This window comes from Kribbella sp. NPDC051137 (assembly GCF_040682535.1).
Taxonomy (GTDB): Bacteria; Actinomycetota; Actinomycetes; order Propionibacteriales; family Kribbellaceae; genus Kribbella; species Kribbella karoonensis.
The window spans coordinates 520,152-536,677 of the sequence record NZ_JBFBBI010000001.1 but is presented as its reverse complement, the minus strand read 5'-3'; the positions used below and the strand labels follow the sequence as shown (position 1 = coordinate 536,677).

At 70.9% G+C, this 16,526-nt stretch carries 16 protein-coding genes; 9 read left to right on the top strand and 7 right to left on the bottom strand.

Annotation, left to right across the window (positions count from 1 at the left end; all coding sequences use genetic code 11):
- Positions 1 to 50: 50 nt before the first annotated feature.
- Positions 51 to 1,517, top strand: coding sequence for a peptide MFS transporter (locus AB0M51_RS02605; protein ID WP_344189662.1), 1,467 nt, complete (start codon positions 51 to 53; stop codon positions 1,515 to 1,517).
- On the opposite strand, the gene AB0M51_RS02600 is transcribed toward AB0M51_RS02605, so the two are convergent.
- Entirely contained in the window at positions 1,514 to 3,061 is a 1,548-nt protein-coding gene (locus AB0M51_RS02600) for an FAD-dependent monooxygenase (protein ID WP_363747796.1), read from the bottom strand. The two genes, AB0M51_RS02605 and AB0M51_RS02600, sit on opposite strands and share 4 nt — an antisense overlap.
- A 50-nt stretch (positions 3,062 to 3,111) precedes the next feature.
- On the opposite strand from AB0M51_RS02600, the gene AB0M51_RS02595 reads away from it, so the two are divergent.
- Together AB0M51_RS02595 and AB0M51_RS02590 are read left to right on the top strand one after the other, a co-directional pair.
- On the top strand, positions 3,112 to 3,753 hold the full coding sequence (locus AB0M51_RS02595; RefSeq protein WP_344189666.1) for a TetR family transcriptional regulator: 642 nt from the start codon (positions 3,112 to 3,114) through the stop codon (positions 3,751 to 3,753).
- A gap of 34 nt (positions 3,754 to 3,787) precedes the next feature.
- On the top strand, positions 3,788 to 4,312 hold the full coding sequence (locus AB0M51_RS02590) for a hypothetical protein (RefSeq protein ID WP_344189668.1): 525 nt from the start codon (positions 3,788 to 3,790) through the stop codon (positions 4,310 to 4,312).
- On the opposite strand, the gene AB0M51_RS02585 is transcribed toward AB0M51_RS02590, so the two are convergent.
- From AB0M51_RS02585 to AB0M51_RS02575, 3 genes are read right to left on the bottom strand one after another with little or no spacing between them, the layout of a single operon-like run.
- Positions 4,287 to 5,291 (bottom strand): pirin family protein, encoded by a 1,005-nt coding sequence (locus AB0M51_RS02585; RefSeq protein WP_344189670.1) that lies wholly within the window; start codon positions 5,289 to 5,291, stop codon positions 4,287 to 4,289. The genes AB0M51_RS02590 and AB0M51_RS02585 overlap by 26 nt on opposite strands.
- 42 nt (positions 5,292 to 5,333) lie before the next feature.
- Complete coding sequence (locus AB0M51_RS02580) at positions 5,334 to 5,921, bottom strand: class I SAM-dependent methyltransferase (protein ID WP_344189672.1); 588 nt, start codon at positions 5,919 to 5,921, stop codon at positions 5,334 to 5,336.
- An 8-nt stretch (positions 5,922 to 5,929) separates the two neighbouring features.
- Entirely contained in the window at positions 5,930 to 6,973 is a 1,044-nt protein-coding gene (locus AB0M51_RS02575) for a PHP domain-containing protein (protein WP_344189674.1), read from the bottom strand.
- A 36-nt stretch (positions 6,974 to 7,009) separates the two neighbouring features.
- Between AB0M51_RS02575 and AB0M51_RS02570 the strand changes: the two genes are divergently transcribed.
- From AB0M51_RS02570 to AB0M51_RS02545, 6 genes are all read left to right on the top strand, one after another.
- Positions 7,010 to 8,224, top strand: a complete 1,215-nt coding sequence (locus AB0M51_RS02570; protein ID WP_344189676.1) for a helix-turn-helix domain-containing protein — start codon at positions 7,010 to 7,012, stop codon at positions 8,222 to 8,224.
- A gap of 79 nt (positions 8,225 to 8,303) precedes the next feature.
- Positions 8,304 to 9,494, top strand: coding sequence for an acyltransferase domain-containing protein (locus tag AB0M51_RS02565; RefSeq protein ID WP_344189678.1), 1,191 nt, complete (start codon positions 8,304 to 8,306; stop codon positions 9,492 to 9,494).
- A complete protein-coding gene (locus AB0M51_RS02560) occupies positions 9,491 to 10,480 on the top strand; it encodes a beta-ketoacyl-ACP synthase III (protein ID WP_344189680.1) in 990 nt (329 codons plus the stop codon). Before AB0M51_RS02565 ends, AB0M51_RS02560 begins: the two co-directional genes overlap by 4 nt.
- Positions 10,481 to 10,555: 75 nt before the next feature.
- Positions 10,556 to 10,804: an acyl carrier protein gene (locus AB0M51_RS02555; protein WP_130380551.1), complete on the top strand. Its 249-nt coding sequence runs from the start codon at positions 10,556 to 10,558 to the stop codon at positions 10,802 to 10,804.
- Positions 10,805 to 10,933: 129 nt separating this feature from the next.
- The gene (gene fabF / locus AB0M51_RS02550) at positions 10,934 to 12,169 is read left to right on the top strand and encodes a beta-ketoacyl-ACP synthase II (RefSeq protein WP_344189682.1); all 1,236 of its coding nucleotides are present in this window, start codon (positions 10,934 to 10,936) and stop codon (positions 12,167 to 12,169) included.
- Between the two features lie 70 nt (positions 12,170 to 12,239).
- Positions 12,240 to 13,667 (top strand): carboxyl transferase domain-containing protein, encoded by a 1,428-nt coding sequence (locus tag AB0M51_RS02545; protein ID WP_344189684.1) that lies wholly within the window; start codon positions 12,240 to 12,242, stop codon positions 13,665 to 13,667.
- A gap of 210 nt (positions 13,668 to 13,877) precedes the next feature.
- Here the strand turns inward: AB0M51_RS02545 and AB0M51_RS02540 are convergent, their stop codons facing one another.
- The 3 genes from AB0M51_RS02540 to AB0M51_RS02530 all read right to left on the bottom strand — a co-directional run bounded on the left by AB0M51_RS02540 (position 13,878) and on the right by AB0M51_RS02530 (position 16,505).
- The gene (locus tag AB0M51_RS02540) at positions 13,878 to 14,375 is read right to left on the bottom strand and encodes a DUF3145 domain-containing protein (RefSeq protein WP_344189686.1); all 498 of its coding nucleotides are present in this window, start codon (positions 14,373 to 14,375) and stop codon (positions 13,878 to 13,880) included.
- A 214-nt stretch (positions 14,376 to 14,589) separates the two neighbouring features.
- Complete coding sequence (locus tag AB0M51_RS02535; RefSeq protein ID WP_344189688.1) at positions 14,590 to 15,543, bottom strand: VWA domain-containing protein; 954 nt, start codon at positions 15,541 to 15,543, stop codon at positions 14,590 to 14,592.
- Positions 15,543 to 16,505: a DUF58 domain-containing protein gene (locus tag AB0M51_RS02530; RefSeq protein WP_344189690.1), complete on the bottom strand. Its 963-nt coding sequence runs from the start codon at positions 16,503 to 16,505 to the stop codon at positions 15,543 to 15,545. Before AB0M51_RS02530 ends, AB0M51_RS02535 begins: the two co-directional genes overlap by 1 nt.
- Between the last annotated feature and the right edge of the window lie 21 nt (positions 16,506 to 16,526).

Genomic DNA, 16,526 nt, shown 5'->3' with positions numbered 1-16,526 from the left:
CTGTTGCTACGGTCGGACCTGCAGTCCGATCTCACGGGGAGTAGTCGATCGTGTCCGAAACGCAACAGGTAGCTGGCGAGGAGACCTTCTTCGGGCATCCGCGCGGGTTGATGACGCTGTTCACCACCGAACTGTGGGAACGCTTCAGCTACTACGGGATGCGCGCGATCCTGTTGCTCTACCTCACCGACAAGGCGCACGGTCTCGGGCTCGGGCAGTCGCTCGGGCAGGCCGTGGTGTCGATCTACGGCGCCTCGGTCTACCTGCTCTCGGTGCTCGGCGGATGGTTCGCGGACCGCGTCTTCGGCGCCAGGCGGACCGTCCTGTACGGCGGCACCGTGATCGTCGCCGGGCACCTGTGCCTGGCGCTGCCGTCGACGGGTCCGGCGTACGCCGGGATCGCGCTGGTTGCCCTCGGCACCGGTCTGCTGAAGCCGAACGTGTCGACGATGGTCGGCACGCTGTACGAGCAGGGCGATCCGCGGCGGGACTCGGCGTTCTCGATCTTCTACATGGGGATCAACATCGGGTCGTTCTCGGCGCCGTTCGTGGTCGGCTTCCTGCGCCGCGAGTTCGGGTTCCACGCCGCGTTCGCCGCGGCCGCGGTCGGGATGACGCTGGCGCTGGTCGCGTACCTGCTGGGCCGCCGGACACTGCACGGTCGCGGCGACACCCCGCCGAACCCGCTGACCGCCGCGGACCGGCCCGGGATGATCAAGGTGTCCGCGGCCGTGCTCGCGCTGTTCGCCGTGGTGTTCGCGCTGTCGGCCTGGCGCTCCGGCGGCCTCGGCCCGAAACCGGTCGTCGACGCGATCTCGTACCTGTGCTTCCTCGCGCCGATCGCGTACTTCGTGATGCTGCTGCGGAGCCCGCTGGTGACGCCCGTCGAGCGGCAGCGGGTCCGCGCGTACATCCCGCTGTTCGTGGCGGCGATGCTGTTCTTCATGCTGTTCGAGCAGGCGGCGACCACACTGACGTCGTTCGCCGCCGACCGGACCCAGCTGAACCTCTTCGGCGCGGAGATCTCGCCGGAGTTCTTCCAGTCGGTGAACCCGTTCTCGATCATCGTGCTGGCGCCGGTGTTCGCGGTGATCTGGATCAAGCTCGGCGATCGCGGGCCGTCGATCGGGCAGAAGTTCGCCACCGGGCTGTTGCTGGCCGGTGTGTCCTTCGCGGTGATGTCGCTCGCGTCGTCGGTTGCCAGCAGCAACCTTGCGTCGCCGCTCTGGCTGGTCGGCGTGTACGTGATCCAGACGCTCGGCGAGCTGTTCCTGTCCCCGGTCGGCCTGGCGGCCACCACCCGGCTCGCCCCACAGGCGTTCCTGAGCCAGATGATGGCCCTCTGGTTCCTCGCCCCCGCGGCCGGCCAGGCCATCACCGCCCAACTCGTGCAGGCGACCCAGGGCGCGTCGGATACGGCGTACTTCGGCGGCTTGGCGGTCGTGACGATCGCCGTCGCGTTCGCGGTGTACGCGCTCGCCCCCTGGATCCGCCGGCACACCGACGCCCGCAGTTAGCCGATCCAGGTCCTGAGGGACTCGTCGAGGCCGGTCGTCATGTTGTCGGCGGCGGCCCAGGCGACGTAGCCGTCCGGGCGGATCAGTACGGCGGTGAGGTCACCGGCGTACTGGCCGGTGAGCTTCGTGGTCAGTACGCGGACGCGGTCGCCGGCCACCTCGCGCAGCGCCGAGGAGCCGGCGAGGTCGAGCAGCAACGCCTTCCCGTCGAGCAGATGCTCGCCGAGGCGGGTGCCGTCCGCGAACTCGAAGTCCGGTGCGCCGTAGCCGACAAGTTCGTGGTCGCCCTCGATCGGGTAGCGGTGCAGGACCCCGGAGAGCTTCTTCGCCAGGTACGTCGAGCCGCTCGGGGTCCGCAGCAGATCCGTGACGACGCTGCGCAGCGCCGCGCTGCGGACATCCGTACGCATCAAGGCGATCTGCGCCCGCGTCCAGTCCAGCACCCACGCGCCGACCGGATGCCGCTCGGTCGTGTAGGTGTCGAGCAGGCCCTCGGGCGCGGTGCCCCGGATCGTCGCCGCGAGCTTCCAGCCGAGGTTGACGGCGTCGCCGATCCCGAGGTTCAGCCCCTGACCGCCGAACGGCGAATGCACATGCGCGGCATCACCCGCGAGCAGCACGCAACCGTTGCGGTACGACGTCACCTGGCGAGCGTTGTCGGTGAACCGGGTCGCGCTGTGCACCTTGGTGACCGTGACATCGACGCCCGTGACGCGGCGCAGACTGCCCTGGAGCTCCTCCGCCGTGATCGGTGCGTCCCGGTCCTCCGGCGGCCCGTCGAACTCGACCGTCAGCACCCGCCCGGGCACCGGACCGTGCGCGTAGACACCCGTCGGGGTGTGGTTCCAACTGCGCTTGAGCCCCTCGGCGCCCTCCAGGTCCACGATCGCCTGCCGCCCAGTGATCTCGGGCTCCGTCCCCGGAAAGTCGAACCCACCCAGCTTCCGCACCAGGCTCCGCCCACCGTCACACCCCACCAGCCAGGCCGCCCGCACGCTGCCGCCGCCGCTCCCGCCGTTGTCGACAATCCGCTCGTCGACAACCGGACGGGCGTCGCCCAACTGGACCGTGACGCCGTCGCCGTCGTCCTCGAAGCCGACCACCTGCACCCTGCGGCGGACCTCCACGCCCAGCTCGGCCGCACGCTCCCCGAGCGCCGCCTCGACCGCCTGCTGGCCGACCGCGAAGATCGACATCGCCGGCCCCGCGTCCCGGAACGCCGGGTCCTCGAAGTCCACCTCGGCGGAGCTCACCATGATCCCGGCGAAATGCCCGGCCGGCGGCGGTCCGCTCGGGCCCTTCCCGCCGCGGAACGCCTTCATCTGCTCGAAGGCCTGCCGCTGCACCTCCTGCAGCCCCGGCAGCAATCCGCGCCGGTAGAACGCCTCCGCGGTCGGCACGTTGATCGACCCCGCCTTGATCGTCGGATCGATCTCCGGCAGCCGCTCCACCACCAGCACGTCCAGCCCGGCCAGCCGGAGTTCGCAGGCGAGCATCAGGCCGACCGGCCCGCCCCCGGAGATCACTACGTCCTTGGTGTCCATGTGAGGAATAGTAGACCGAGTACAAAATTTGGTCCAGTATAATTCTCACCATGCCCCAGCCAGGACTGCGCGAACGCAAGAAGCAGGCCACCCGGCGGATGATCGCGGACATCGCCACCGGGCTGTTCGTGCGGCGCGGATTCGACGCCGTCACGGTCGCGGAGATCGCCGACGCCGCCGGGGTCTCGAAGATGACCGTCTTCAACTACTTCCCGCGGAAAGAGGACCTGTACCTCGACCGGCACCTCGACCGGCTCCGTGAACTCGAGGCCGTGGTCCGCGACCGTCCGGCCGGCGAGCCGGTGTCGGTGGCGATGCGCCGCTACCAGCACGGCCTGCTGGCCGCGCAGCACCCGTTGTCCGGCGCGGTCGAGGGGGTCCGCGGCTTCTGGTCCGTACTCCGCGACAGCCCGGCCTTGCGGAGCCGGATGGTCGAGCAGGAGCACGAGATCGCCGAACTGCTGGCCGGCCTGCTGACCGAGGAGACTGGCGACGAGTTCGGATGCCGCCTGCTCGGCAACCTGCTGGCGGCGACGATCACCACGATCTGGCACACCGCGGTCGACCGCATCGTCGCGGGCGACGACGTCGACCGGGTGCGTCGCGACCAGCTCGCCGTCATCGACCGCGCGTTCGACGTACTCGAGCAAGGAATCGGTCCGCGGAGGGAGCCGCTTCACTCCGACGGGTGAGGCGGCGGCGCGGCGTACGCCGGATGCTCGGAACGTGAGCACAACAGAGCGTCCCGTCCCCCGCTGGGCCTACGTCCTCGCCCACGCGATCCCGTTCCTCACCCTTCCGTCCGGCCTGTGGCGGCTCGGCCTGGTGTTCGGCTCGTCGATGGGCATGCTGGACGGCAACGGCCGGCCCGCGTATGCCGGCACCGTCGGCACCAAGATCTACATCGTCTGCCTGACGATCTTCTCCGAACTGGTCGCTCTGACCGCGCTCGGCCTGGTCAGCCGGTGGGGCGAGGTGGCACCCCGCTGGATCCCGTTCGTCGGCGGCCGCCGCGTCCATCCGTACGCCGCCGTCGTGCCGGCCACGCTCGGCGCGTTCAGCCTGATCGCGATCTGGACGTACGGCTTCCGCGACGCCTACACCGACCATTTCATCCCGTTCAGCAGCACGCCGTGGAAGGTACTGATGCTCAGCTGCTACAGCCCGCTGAACCTCTGGGGCCCGGCACTCCTGGTCGTCACCTGGGCGTACTACCGCCGCCGGGTCAGCGCGCCCGCGGTCGCGGTCTGAGCGTGGTCGCCGGCAGCGGCGGCGCGGGCAACGGATCGCCGTCGTACCCCGGCACCATCGGGAAGCGCGGATCGCCGGTCGCGATGGCCGCCTGCCAGGCGTTCCGGGCGGCGACGATCTCCTCGTGGGTGCGGCCAATGAAGTTCCACCACATCACCAGCTCTTCCTCGAACGGTTCGCCACCGAGCAGCAGGAGGCGCGCACCGTTGTCGGCAGCAACCAGTTCGATCGCGTCCCGGCCGGAACCGAGGTAGGCCATCTCGCCGAAGCCGGGGTTCAGGTCCCCGACGGTGAGCGAGCCGTCGACGACCAGTACGGCGTACTCGTCGGACGGGGTGAGGGGGAGCGAGATCGTGCGGCCGGGCTCGATCGTGACGTCGGCGCCGACCAGCGGGGTGTACGCCGGCGCGGGCGAGGTGACACCGGCGACGGTGCCGACCATCACGGTCACGTGCGCGCCGTCGAGCTCCAGCTCCGGCAGGTCGGCGTACGCGTCGAACGCGGGCGGTGTCGTCGTACGGACGCTGTCCGGCAACGCGACCCACAACTGCGCGCCGTGCAACCGCGGCGGGGCGTCCGGGGTGGAGACCTCCGAGTGGGCGATCCCGTTGCCGGCGGTCATGATGTTCAGCTCGCCGGGTCGGACGAGCGCGTGCGAGCCGACGCTGTCGCGGTGCTCGATCTCGCCCTCGAACAGCCAGCTCACCGTCTGCAGACTGGTGTGCGGATGCGGCGGCACGTGCATCCCGCGGTCCCCCGGTACGTCGTACGGGTCGACCCGCCGGGTCAGGTCGTCCGGCCCGTAGTGGTCGACGAAGCACCAGGCGCCGACCATCCGGCGGTTCTTGTTCGGCAGCAGCCGCCGAACCTTCGTGGTCCGCCCCAGCACCACCTCACGCGCCTCGAGCATCTCCAGCGCGGGACCGTCACACGCGCCCGTACCAACCACTTCCGCCGGGTCCTTCTCGAGATCACTCATGACCGCCCCTTCCGCCAACGACAACGCATTGAGCGTACGTCGCTAGATACGGCGTGCGAGCATCAGCTGGAGCAAAGGCCAGCTCTCGTCCCGTGCGACGAGCTCGAAGCCTGCCGCGGTGACCTGGTCGTCGTCGACCGGGTTCGACTCCAGGCCGTGCCGGAACACCTTCTTGACCACGAGGTTCCTGGGCGGGCGGAGGTCGGCCAGCATCAGCCGGCCGTCGGGCGCCAGTACCCGATAGGCCTCGGCCAGAGCCAGCGGCCGGTCGTCCGGCGTGACGTGGTGGAACGCCAGGCACGAGACCACGAGGTCGAACGACCCGTCGTCGAACGGCAACTCCTGCGCCCGAGCGACCCGGAACTCCGCGTCAGCGGCCACCCGCCGCTGCGCGAACCGCACCATCGTCGCGCTCGGGTCGATCCCGGTCACCCGGCCACCGGGCCGGACCGCGGCGGCCATCCGCCGCGCGAGGTACGCCGTACCGGTGCCGAGGTCGAGCACCCGCTCCCCCGGCCGGGCCCGGCTGTGCCGGACGATCCGGTCGTAGACCCGGGACCGCTGCCCGAGGAAGACAGCTCCCGCCGCGATGTCGTAGAGCCGTGCCTGGTGGATCACCACGTCGCTCATGAGGCGCCTCAGCTGTTCGTCCAGTCGAGAAGGGTGCCGGCGTCCCAGGTGTTGATGACGCGTTCCGGCGTGACGTCGCAGTCCTCGGCGCGTTCGCAGCCGTAGACCTGCCAGTCGAGCTGCCCGGGCGCGTGCGCGTCGGTGTCGATCGAGAACAGGCAACCCGTCTCGACCGCCAGTGACAGCAACCGTTTCGGCGGGTCCAGGCGCTCCGGGCGGGAGTTGATCTCCACCGCGGTCCCGAACTGGCGGCAGGCCTCGAACACCACCTCGGCGTCGAACTCCGACTCTGGCCGGGTGCCCCGGCCGCCGGTGATCAGCCGGCCGGTGCAGTGCCCGAGCACGTCGACATGCGGGTTCGCGATCGCCCGGACCATCCGCTCGGTCATCGGCTCGGACGGCATCCGGAGCTTCGAGTGCACACTCGCGACCACGACGTCCAGCCGGGCCAGGATCTCCGAGTCGCAGTCGAGCGTGCCGTCCTCCTTGATGTCGACCTCGATTCCGTTCAAGATCGTGAACCCGTCCAGCTCGTCCTGCAGCTTCTTGTTGAGCTCGGCAACGACCTCGAGCTGCTGCAGGCGGCGTTCGCGGGACAGGCCGTTGGCGACGGTGAGCCGCGCCGAGTGGTCGGTGAGCGCGACGTACGTGTGCCCGAGCCGGTGCGCCGTACGCGCCATCTCCTCGATCGGGCTACCGCCGTCGGACCACTCCGAGTGCAGGTGCAGGTCGGCCTTCAGCTCGGACCGCAGCTGTTGGCCGGCGGTGGTCAGCGCGCCGGCCGCCTCCTCCAGTTTCACCAGGTACGACGGGGTCGCGCCGTCCATCGCCTCGACGATCACGGCCTCGGTCTTCGGGCCGATCCCGGGCAGCTCGGTCAATGTCCCGGCCCGGCGCCGCGCCCGTACCTCGGTCGGCGGCAGCGCGGCGATCGTGTCCGCGGCCCGCCGGTACGCCTTCACCCGGTGCGTCGGCTGCCGGTCCCGCTCGAGGTAGTACCCGATCGCCCGCAGTGCGGCGATGGCATGGTCGACGCCCGCCTTGTCCGTCATACAGCCCATCATTGCAGCGCGGGCTATGGTCTGGGGGTGGCGACGAAGGCGCATCTGGCGCGCGCGGACCGGCTGCAGCTGGCCACCGGGGCGCTGGCGACCGCGGCGATGGCGGCGATGGACGCGAAGCTGCCGTGGTTCGGGAAGCTGTCGGCGCAGGACCGGTCCTGGATCGGGCTGGTCGCGCAGTCCGGGATCTCCGCGTTCGTCGACTGGTTCCGCGACCCCGAGGCGCACTCGTCGATGCCGACCCGGATCTTCGGGTCCGCGCCGCGCGAGTTCACCCGGGTGATCTCGCTGCACCAGACCGTCGACCTGGTCCGCACCACGATCGAGACCATCGAGAACACCATCGGCACGCTGCTCCCGCCGGCCGACGTGCCGATCGTGCACGAGGCGATCCAGCGGTACGCCCGCGAGGTCGCGTTCGCCGCCGCCACGGTGTACGCGCAGGCCGCCGAGATGCGCGGCGCCTGGGACGCCCGGCTGGAGGCGCTGCTGGTCGACTCGGTGATCCGGGGCGAGACCGACGAATCGGTCCGCTCCCGCGCCTCCGCCCTCGGCTGGACCGGCGGCATCGGTACGACGGGTTCGGCCGAGGTCGCCGTCGTCGTCGGACGGGCACCCGCCGCGGAGACACCGCCGCCCGCGAACGGCGGCTCGAACGTCGTGGACATGGTCCGGCACGCGGCCCGCGAAGCGGGTGCCGACGCACTGTGCGCGGTCCAGGGCGACCGGCTGGTGGTGGTCCTCGGCGGTGCCGGCAAACCTGTGGAGATCGTACAAAAGCTCGCCCGCTGGTTCGGGCCCGGGCCGATCGTCGTCGGGCCGGTCGTGAAGGACCTGATGGCGGCCGTGACCTCGGCCCGGGCGGCGGTCGCCGGGCTCCGCGCGGTCGCTGCCTGGCCGGATGCGCCGCGGCCGGTGCAGGCCGACGAACTGCTCCCGGAACGGTCACTCTCCGGAGACGGCCACGCCCGCCGGCAGCTCGCGAACGAGGTCTACGCCCCGCTCACCGCGGGCGACGGAGCGCTCCTCGACACGGTCTCGGCGTACCTGGACTCGGGCGGCTCGATCGAGGCGACGGGCCGGGCGCTGTTCGTGCACGCCAACACCGTCCGGTACCGGCTGAAGCGTGTGGCGGACCTCACGGGCTACAACCCGCTGAATCCCCGCGACAGTTTCACGTTGCGTGTCGCACTGACGTTGGGCCGCCTGCTCAATCCCGAGGCGAACAACCCCGCTTTGTAGGATCTCCACAAAAGCAGCCCGGTAGAATTCGTGCTCGCCGTGCGGCTCGGCGAGGGCCCGGCTGAGGGAGAGTGGTCACGTGCTCGTCATCGTCGCGCCCGGTCAGGGCGCCCAGACCCCCGGATTCCTCGAGCCGTGGCTGGCGGATCCCGTGTTCGAGAGCCGGCTGAACTGGCTCTCCGCGGTCGCCGGCCTCGACCTCGCCCACTACGGCACCGAAGCCGACGCGGACACGATCCGGGACACCGCGATCGCGCAGCCGCTGCTGGTCGCGTCCGGCATGCTGGCCGCGCTGGCGGTGTTCCCGCACCCGGGGGACGCGTTCGCCAAGGTCGGCGCGGTCGCCGGGCACAGTGTCGGCGAGCTCGCCGCCGCGGCCGGGACCGGCGTACTGACCGCCGAGCAGGCGATGGTGCTGGTCCGCGAGCGCGGCAAGGCGATGGCCGCCGCGGCGGCGCTCACCCCGACCTCGATGACCGCGGTCCTCGGCGGCGACCGGGACGAGGTGCTGGCCAAGCTCGCCGAGCACGGGCTGACCCCCGCGAACGACAACGGCCCGGGGCAGATCGTTGCCGCGGGCACCGTCGACGAGCTCGCCGCGCTGGCCGCGGACCCGCCGGCGAAGGCGCGGCTGATCCCGCTGTCGGTGGCCGGCGCGTTCCACACCAGGCACATGGAGCCCGCGGTCCAGACGCTAGCGAAGTACGCGACCGCGATCAGCACCCACGACCCGCGGACCCGGCTCATCTCGAACCGCGACGGTCACGTCGTGCACGACGGCCAGGACGTCCTGCAGCGGCTCGTCACCCAGGTCAACGCGCCGGTCCGCTGGGACCTCTGCATGCAGACCATGTCCGACCTCGAGGTCACCGGCATCCTGGAGCTGCCGCCGGCGGGCACGCTGACCGGTATCGCCCGGCGAGCGCTCAAGGGTGTCGAGACGTTCGCACTGAAAACGCCGGACCAGCTCGACGACGCCCGCGCGTTCGTCGAGAAGCACGGCAGCCCGTCCGAGATCGACGCCTCCCCCACCTGGCGGCTGCTGGTCGCCCCGATCAAGGGCACCTTCACCCGCGCCGCGCAGACCCGCCGGGAGACCGGCGACACGGTCGAGGCCGGCGAGGCGGTGGCGAAGGTGGCGAGCCTGCGCGACGAGGTCGAGGTAACCGCGCCGCACGGCGGCATCGTGGTCGAGTGGCTCGCCGAGGAAGGCGACCCCGTCGCCCCCGGCCAGCCCTTGGTCCGCCTGCACCCGGCGAGCACCTCATGATCACTCCGTCGACCGGGGCGACCTACGCCGGGATCCTCGGGATCGGGTCGTATCGGCCGCGGCGGGTCGTGCCGAACGCCGAGATCCTCGAGCAGATCGACTCCAGCGACGAGTGGATCCAGACCCGGTCCGGGATCAAGGAACGCCGCTGGGCGAGCGACGACGAGACCGTGCTGACGATGGCGGTGAACGCGGCCAAGGACGCGCTCGCGGAGTCCGGCGTCGACCCGGCCGAGATCGGCTGCGTGATCGTCGCGACCGTCACGCACCTGTACCAGACGCCGGCGATCGCGACCCAGGTCGCCGTCGGCGTGGGCGCTCCGACCGCGGCAGCGTTCGACATCTCCGCCGCCTGCGCGGGCTTCTGCTACGGCGTCGCGATGGCGAACGACCTGGTCCGCGGCGGCAGCGCGAAGTACGTGCTCGCGATCGGCGTCGAGCGGTTGAGCGACATCACCGACCGGACGGACCGCAGTACGGCGTTCATCTTCGCCGACGGCGCCGGGGCCGCGGTCGTCGGACCGGCCGACGAGCCGGGGATCGGGCCGGTCGTCTGGGGCTCGGACGGGACCCAGCACCAGGTGATCAGCCAGAAAGAGTCGTGGCAGGAGGTGTTCGGCAGCTACAACTGGCCGCACCTGACGATGGACGGCAACCCGGTGTTCCGCTGGGCGTCGTTCGAGATGGCCAAGACCGCCCAGCAGGCGCTGGACGTGGCCGGCGTGAAGGCCGAGCAGCTCGACCTGTTCGTGCCGCACCAGGCGAACATGCGGATCACCGACGCGATGCGCCGGGCGCTCAAACTGCCCGAGCACGTCAAGGTCGCCCGCGACATCGAACGCCAGGGCAACACGTCCGCGGCGTCGATCCCGCTGGCGATCACCGCGATGCGCGAGAGCGGCGAGGCACACAGCGGGGACCTCGCGCTGATCATCGGGTTCGGGGCCGGCCTCGTCTACGCCGCCCAGGTGATCCGGCTCCCGTAGTCCATAGTTGTCCGGGGCGGCTCAGGTGGCTGCTCCGGCAGTAAGTCAGCAGAAATCCGAAAGGGAAACCAAGAGATGGCCAGCACCGAAGAGATCCGTTCCAGCCTCGCCGAGATCGTGAACGAGATCGCCGGCATCCCGGTCGAGGACGTCCAGCTGGACAAGTCCTTCACCGACGACCTCGACGTCGACTCGCTCTCCATGGTGGAGGTCGTGGTGGCCGCCGAGGAGAAGTTCGACGTGAAGATCCCCGACGACGAGGTCAAGAACCTGAAGACCGTCGGCGACGCCGTCGCGTTCATCGAGCGCGCCCAGAACGGCTGACGTACGCCGTGCTGGCCGGTGCTCATCGGACCACACCTCCGGTGAGCACCACGCAGTACCCGCAGGTCCCCCGCAGTACCCACCCCTCGCTCCCAACCGCAGAACGTCCATGTGAAGGATGAGGTAACCATGTCGAAGACCCGAGTCGTCATCACTGGGCTCGGAGCCACGACCCCGCTCGGGGGCGACGTGGCCAGCTCCTGGGAAGGGCTGCTGGCCGGCCGCTCCGGCGCCCGGCGACTGACCGACGAGTGGGTGCAGAACCTGGCGGTGCAGATCGCGGCACCGGCCGCGGTCGAGCCGACCGAGGTCCTGGAGCGGGTCAAGGCCCGCCGCCTCGACCGTACGGCGCAGCTCGCCGTCGTGGCCGCCCGCCAGGCCTGGGCCGACTCCGGGCTGGAGGACTCCGGGCTCGACAAGGAGCGTCTCGGCGTCGCGGTCGCGTCCGGCATCGGCGGCCTGCACACCACGCTCGCGAACTACGATGCCCTGCAGTCCAACCCGCGCCGGGTGTCGCCGCTCGCGATCCCGATGCTGATGCCGAACTCGTCGGCGGCGTACGTGTCGCTGGAGCTCGGCGCGAAGGCCGGCGTACACACCCCGGTCTCGGCCTGCGCGTCCGGCAACGAGGCGATCTGGCTCGGCCTCGACCAGATCCGGCTCGGCCGCGCGGACGTGGTGGTCGCCGGTGGCGCCGAGGGCGCGATCATGGCGCTGCCGCTGGCCGCGTTCGGGATGATGCAGGCGCTCAGCAAGCGCAACGACGAGCCGGAGCGGGCGTCCCGTCCGTGGGACGTGGATCGCGACGGCTTCCTGCTCGGTGAGGGTGCCGGGATCCTGGTCCTGGAGTCGTACGAGCACGCGAAGGCGCGCGGCGCGAAGATCTACGCCGAGCTCGCCGGTGCCGGGATCTCGGCCGACGGGCACGACATCGCGCAGCCCGACCCGACCGGTTCCGGGGCCCGCCGGGCGATGCAGCGGGCGCTGGCCGAGGGCGACCTGACCCCGGCCGACATCGTGCACATCAACGCGCACGCCACCTCGACGCCGCAGGGTGACATCGCGGAGTCGCTGGCGATCCGGCAGGCCCTGGGCTCGCACGCCGACCACGCGGTCGCCACCGCTCCGAAGTCGATGATCGGCCACCTGCTCGGCGGCGCCGGCGCGGTCGAGTCGGTCGCCACCGTGCTCGCCCTGCACCACCGGGTGTCGCCGCCGACCATCAACGTCGACAAGCTCGACGACCAGATCGAGCTGGACGTGGCGACCGAGCAGCGCAAGCTGCCGGACGGCGACATCGCGGCCTTGAACAACTCCTTCGGCTTCGGCGGCCACAACGCCGCCATCGCCTTCAAGTCGGTCTAGCACGCCGTCCGCTGCCCGGCGAGAACCTCGCCGGGCAGCCCCGTAGTTCCTTCACACCCCGGAGGACCGCATGACCGCGACCGCACCGGCCAAGCCGGCGAAGCTGCCCCGCGAGCTCGATCCGCGGAACCCCGTCACCCGGCTGACCAACCTGCTCGACCCCGGCAGCCTCGAGCTGATCACGCCGGACGACCTGTCCGGGATGGTCGCCGCACGCGGCACGGTCGAGGGCGCGGCGGTCGTCGCGTTCTGCTCCGACGCCACCGTGATGGGTGGCGCGATGGGCGACGAAGGCTGTGACGTCGTGGTCACGGCGTACGAGGTCGCACGTGCGGAGCGGGTGCCGATCATCGGTCTCTGGCACTCCGGTGGCGCCCGCCTCGCCGAGGGCGTGCTGAGCCTGCACGCGGTCGGCAAGATCTTCTTCGCGATGACGCAGGCGTCCGGGAAGATCCCGCAGATCTCCGTCGTGCTCGGCCCGGCCGCCGGCGGCGCGGCGTACGGACCGGCGCTCACCGACATCGTCGTCCTCGGGCCTGAAGGCCGGATCTTCGTCACCGGGCCGGACGTGGTCCGCTCGGTGACCGGCGAGGACGTCGACATGCTCCGGCTCGGTGGACCCGAGCCGCACGGCCGGCGCTCCGGCGTCGTGCACATCACCACCGACACCGAGGCCGCCGCGCTCGACCAGGCCCGGCGGCTCACCGACCTGCTCGCGAACCAGGGCACGATCTCCCCGGACGTCCCGGACACCGACCTGGCCGGGTTCCTGCCCGAGTCGGCGAAACGCGCGTACGACGTGCATCCGCTGGTCGGCGGCGTCCTCGACGAGGGCTCACCCGTCGAGCTCCACCAGCGCTGGGCGCCGAACATCGTCACCACGCTCGGCCGGCTCGGCGGCCGGACGGTCGGCGTGATCGCGAACAACCCGCTCCGGCTCGGCGGCTGCCTGGATGCGCTGTCGGCCGAGAAGGCGTCCCGGTTCGTCCGGATGTGCGACGCGTTCGGCGTACCGCTGGTGGTCCTCGTCGACGTCCCCGGATATCTGCCGGGCGTCGGCCAGGAGTGGGACGGCGTCGTACGGCGCGGCGCGAAACTGCTGCACGCGTTCGCGGAGGCCGTCGTACCGCGGGTGACGCTGGTGACCCGGAAGACGTACGGCGGGGCGTACATCGCGATGAACGCGCGGTCGCTCGGCGCCACCCGGGTGTTCGCGTGGCCGCGTGCCGAGGTCGCCGTGATGGGCGCGGTGGCCGCGGTCCGGGTGCTGCACCGGCGCAAGCTCGCCGACGTGGACCCGGAACTCCGCCCGCAGGTCGAGGCCGAACTCGCCGCCGAACACGAGAAGATTGCCGGCGGCATCGATCGCGCCCGCGAGATCGGTGTCGTCGACGAGGTCGTGGAACCGGCTCGCACCCGGACGGCGCTGGCCGCCGCTCTCGCGAAGGCCGAGGCGAACGGTCCGGTGCGGGGTGCCCACGGCAACATCCCGCTCTAGCTCAAAGCCGAAGGGCGCGAACCCTGAGGTTCGCGCCCTTCACGTGGTGCGGCCGCTGTTGTTCACAACCACCGGGGGTGTCCCGACACCCGGTGGCCCAGCGGCCACGGCCCCTCCCACCCTTGTGCAACGTCTGATGCTCAGTCTCATCGAAAAGTTCGGGAAAAGCTCCGCACTTCACGGCTTTCTTCAGAAGTTCTCAGGATCTGCTCAGACGACCTGGTGCAGCCAGCGGACGGGGGCGCCGTCGCCGGCGTACCGGAAGGGCTCGAGTTCGTCGTCCCACGGGCGGCCGAGCAGGCGCTCGACCTCCTCAGTCAGATCCGCCTCGCCGGCCGCGGCCTTCAGCATCGCCGCCTTCAGTCGCTCCTCGGGGACCATGATGTCGCCGTGGACGCCGGTGGTCGCGTGGAAGATGCCGAGTTCGGGCGTGAACGAGTACCGCTCGCCCTCGACGCCGTTGCTCGGCTCCTCGGTGACCTCGAACCGCAGCTTCTGCCAGCCGCGCAGGGCGGATGCCAGCTTGGCCGCGGTACCGGCCTCGGCCTGCCAGGACAGCTCGGCCCGGTACGTGCCCTGGGCCGCTGGTTGCGGCGTCCAGTCCAGTTTCACGGGCACGCCAAGGATGCCGCCCGCGGCCCACTCGACATGCGGGCACAACGCTGACGGCACCGTGTGGACGTACAGAACGCCACGAGTCGTCGCCACCGGGACCTCCTGTGCTCGAGGGGCGCCTTCCCCAGCGTTCTCGAAGCAGCTCGTCGATCGTCGGTGCTTGGTTGATCTTCAGTCTCTCAGGGCATCACAAGACGACCCGCGAAACTCTCGTACATCTTGCACCACCACCCCCCTGAACACCAGTAACCTCGCCGTGTCAACCACATCACGGTCGTGTCGCGCAACCCGTCGCGGGCGGGGCCGGTCACGGGAAGCGGGAGGCGAGGGCGATGCAGGCGCCGGCCGCGGCGAGCGTGAAGAGCATCGCGATTCCGGCATACCGGGCGGTGACCTCCTTGTCGACCTCGTCGTACCCGACCGAGGAGCCGATGTCCTTGTAGACGTCCTTCAGCTCGCCCGCGGACTCCGCGGTGTACGCCTCGCCGCCGCTGATCTCGGCGATGCTGCGCAGCTCCGCGCGGTCCGGTGGGACCCGCTGCCGGATGCCGTCCATCTCGATGAACCCGGAGTCGGTGCCGAAGCAGATCGTGTACACCGGGGTGTTCTTCGCCTTCGCCGCCTGCGCGCCCTCCTGGGCGGTCCGGCCGACGGTGCGCTTGCCGTCCGACAGCATCACGATCCGGGCCGGCGCCGGGTCGTTCGGGTGCGCCGGGTCCGGCGGCACCTGGGTGAGCGCCTGCAGCGAGGTGAAGATGCCCTCACCGGTCGCGGTCGACTCGGCCAGCTCGAGCCCGTCGATCGAGCGGTCCACAGTGGCCCGGTCGGTGGTCGGCGGCACGATGATCGACGCCGTACCGGCGAAGTTCACCAGCGCCACGTTGAACTTCGGCGGCAGGTTGTTGACGAACTCCTTCGCCGACTCCTTCGCCGCTTCGAGCCGGTTCGGCTCGATGTCGGTGGCCATCATCGACAGCGAGACGTCGATCGCGACCACGATCGTGGCCCGCTCGCGCGGCACCTTCACCTTGGTCTTCGGCTGCGCGAACGCCAGGATGCAGGTCATCGCGGCCAGCAGCGCCAGCCCGACGGCCAGGTGCCGGCGCCACTGCGGACGCCGCGGCGCGACCCGGTCGAGCAGCGCGATGTTGGTGAACCGCAGCGCGTACTGCGAGCGGCGGTGCTGGAGGAAGAGGTACCCCGCGAGGATCAGCGGGATCAGGATCAGGAACCACAGTCTGGCCGGAGACAGGAACTCCATCAGCGAGCCACTCCCTTCGGCGGTTGGTGCAGGCGGGGCGCCACCCGCCGGTAGGCGAGCACGAACCGCACGGTGTCCGCGACCCAGTCACGGTCGGTGCGCAGCACGAGATGTCCGGCACCTACCCTACGCAGGGCGGCCCGGGTTCGTTCCCGCTGTGCGAGGGCAGCAACCTCGAACGCCTCCCGGATCTTGCGCCGCCGGGTGTCGATCTCGCGAACCTCGCCGGTCTCCGGGTCACCGATCGTGACGACGCCGATGTTCGGCAGCTCGAGCTCGCGCGGGTCGACGATCTCGACCGCGAGCACCTGGTGCTGGGCGGTCAGCTTGCGCATCGCCCGCTCCCAGGACGGCTCGACCTGGCTGGCCACCTCGCCGTCCTGCGGGGTCAGGAAGTCGGACACGATCACCCGCAGCCCACGTTTGCGCTGCGTGCGCGCCATCGACTCCAGCGCCGCGGCCAGATCGCTGCGGCGCGCCTCCTCGTCGCCGGTGACCTGCTCGGCGAGCAGCGCCCGCAGCAGCCCGTACAGCGCCAGCCTCCCGGAACGGGCCGGCCAGCGGCGGAGCGCCGAGTCGCGCAGCATCAGGCCGCCGAACCGGTCGCCCAGCCGATGGGTCAGGAACCCGACGGTGGCGACCGCGGCCACGGCGAGCTCGCGCTTCTCGAGTCGCGACGTACCGAAGTCCATCGAGGCGGACAGGTCGACCAGCGCCCAGGTCTCCAGCTCGCGGTCGGCGATCAGGTCCCGGACGTGCGGGATCGTCGTACGCGCGGTGACCGCCCAGTCCATCCGGCGGACGTCGTCGCCGACCTGGTACTCGCGGGCCTCGGCCAGCTCGGTGCCGGGACCGGGTAGCAGCCCGAGGTGCTCGCCGTGCAGGTAGCCCTCGAGCCGCCGGACGACGGTCAGCTCGAGCCGCCGCAGCGCACGCTCAGGAGCGAGCTGCGAGATCGTCATCGCAGCTCGTGGATCGGGGCG